Here is a 2,650-nt window from a genome sequence, read left to right as displayed (position 1 = left end):
GCCCCGGCCTCCCGGTGCGCGCGCAGCGCGCGGAGGAACTCGGTGGCCCGGGCGCGCAGGTGGCGCTCCAGGGCGGCGGCCGGCACGGGTCCGGCCGCCGGGTGGGTCGGGTCAGGGTGTCGCTGTGCCACGCCGGCGCCTCCGGGCGTCTATGAGCATCTCCTGGATGTTGCGCAGGGGCCGGCCGTCGGGGTCGGTCGCGTGCCGGGTCCACTCGCCGTCCGGGCCGAGGTGCCAGGAGGCGGTGGTGTCGGACATGCCCGTCTCCAGGAGCCGGTTGAGCGAGCCCCGGTGGGCGGGGTCGGTGACCCGCACCAGGGCCTCGATGCGGCGGTCGAGGTTGCGGTGCATCATGTCCGCGCTGCCGATCCACACCTCCGGTTCGCCGCCGTTGCCGAAGGCGAAGACGCGGGAGTGCTCCAGGAAGCGGCCGAGGACGGAGCGGACGCGGACGTTCTCCGACAGGCCCGGCACGCCCGGCCGGATGGCGCAGATGCCGCGCACCCAGATGTCGACCGGCACGCCCGCCTGGGACGCGCGGTAGCAGGCGTCGATGACGGCCTCGTCGACCATCGAGTTGACCTTGATGCGCACGTAGGCGGGGCGCCCGGCGCGGTGGTGCTGCGCCTCCTTGTTGATCCGTGAGATCAGGCCGTCGCGCAGCGACTTGGGGGCGACGAGCAGCCGCCGGTAGGTCTCCCGGCGGGAGTAGCCGGAGAGGCGGTTGAACAGGTCGGAGAGGTCCGCGCCGACCTGCGGGTCGGCGGTGAGCAGGCCCAGGTCCTCGTACAGGCGGGCCGTCTTCGGGTGGTAGTTGCCGGTGCCGACGTGGCTGTAGCGCCGCAGGGTCTCGCCCTCCTGGCGGACCACCAGGGACAGCTTGCAGTGGGTCTTCAGCCCGACCAGGCCGTAGACGACGTGGCAGCCCGACTCCTCCAGCTTGCGGGCCCACTTGATGTTGGCGTGCTCGTCGAAGCGGGCCTTGATCTCGACCAGGACCAGCACCTGCTTGCCGGACTCGGCGGCGTCGATGAGGGCGTCGACTATCGGGGAGTCGCCCGAGGTGCGGTAGAGGGTCTGCTTGATGGCGAGGACGTCCGGGTCGGCGGCGGCCTGCTCCAGGAACGCCTGCACGGAGGTCGAGAAGGAGTCGTAGGGGTGGTGCAGCAGCACGTCGCGGCTGCGCAGCGCGGCGAAGATGTCGGGGGCGGAGGCGGACTCCACCTCGGCCAGGTCGCGGTGCGTGCCGGCGATGAACTTCTGGTACTTCAGCTCCGGCCGGTCCAGGCTGTGGATGCGGAAGAGGCCGGTGAGGTCGAGCGGGCCGGGCAGCGGGTAGACCTCGGCCTCGCTGATCTTCAGTTCGCGCACCAGGAGGTCCAGCACCTCGCGGTCGATGGACTCCTCCACCTCCAGGCGCACCGGCGGCCCGAAGCGGCGCCGCATGAGTTCCTTCTCCAGGGCCTGGAGGAGGTTCTCCGTGTCGTCCTCCTCGACCTCCAGGTCCTCGTTGCGGGTGAGCCGGAAGGCGTGGTGCTCCAGCACCTCCATGCCGGGGAACAGCTCCTCCAGGTGGGCGGCGATGACGTCCTCCAGCGGGACGTAGCGGCCGGGGGAGCTCTCCAGGAAGCGGGACAGCAGCGGCGGCACCTTCACCCGGGCGAAGTGCTTGTGCCCGGTGACGGGGTTGCGCACGACGACGGCCAGGTTCAGGGACAGGCCGGAGATGTACGGGAAGGGGTGCGCCGGGTCGACCGCCAGCGGGGTCAGCACGGGGAAGATCTGGTGCCGGAACAGGGTGAAGAGGCGGGCCTGCTCCTTCTCCGTCAGCTCGTTCCAGCGGACCAGGTGGATGCCCTCCTCCGCGAGCGCGGGGGCGACGTCCTCGTGGTAGCAGGCGGCGTGCCGGGCCATCAGCTCGCGCGAGCGGGCCCAGATCATCTCCAGCACCTCGCGCGGCTGGAGACCCGAGGCGGAGCGGGTGGCGACGCCGGTGGCGATGCGGCGCTTCAGACCGGCCACCCGGACCATGAAGAACTCGTCGAGGTTGCTGGCGAAGATCGCGAGGAAGTTCGCGCGTTCCAGCAGCGGGGTGTCGGGATCCTCGGCCAGTTCGAGGACGCGCTCGTTGAAGGCGAGCCAGCTGCGCTCCCGGTCGAGGAAGCGGCCCTGCGGCAGCGGGGCGGCGCCGTCCGCCTGCATCTCCTCGTAGCCGTCCAGGTCGGCGTCGATGTCGGGTTCCAGATCGGAGACCACGCCGGCCACGGTGTGCGGTCGGTGCGCGGCGATGGAGCCCACGGAGGGCTGCGCGTGCTGTACCTGTGCCTGGGCATTCGGCTGGCTCATGGACCCATTGTTCCGTGCGGACCCCGTCCCGGGCGCGTCGGAAACCGCGCGGGGGACGGACCGGGTCACGGGGTGCCCGTTCCTCCCGGTCCTCCCCCGGGGCGGCGTCGGCTGCGGCGCGGCGGGATCCATGGGCCCGAGGGTCCCAAGCCCGTCTGAACCCGCGGTTACGGAGACATGACGTCCGGGACAGCGCGAGGGGGATCCCGGGGGCGCGCCTGGGGTGGGGCACGGGGGCCGTGGGGTGCGTCGGGGGCGGCTCGCGGGCCCTTGCCGGCGGGCCCGGCGGCACCCCCGGCCCCGT

1 protein-coding gene and 1 pseudogene are annotated in these 2,650 nt (G+C 72.4%); both read right to left on the bottom strand.

Translation table 11 applies throughout. From position 1 onward, the window contains the following. Positions 1-131, bottom strand: a pseudogene (locus G3I53_RS34285) (metal-binding protein); the annotation flags it as partial. After that, on the bottom strand, positions 112-2,346 hold the full coding sequence (locus tag G3I53_RS32340; protein WP_164334701.1) for an RNA degradosome polyphosphate kinase: 2,235 nt from the start codon (positions 2,344-2,346) through the stop codon (positions 112-114). The pseudogene G3I53_RS34285 and the gene G3I53_RS32340, both read right to left, overlap by 20 nt. Between the last annotated feature and the right edge of the window lie 304 nt (positions 2,347-2,650).

This window comes from Streptomyces sp. SID14436 (assembly GCF_010548465.1).
Classification (GTDB): Bacteria; Actinomycetota; Actinomycetes; order Streptomycetales; family Streptomycetaceae; genus Streptomyces.
Note: the sequence above shows the minus strand (reverse complement) of the source record. Positions and strands in the feature narration are given on the sequence as shown.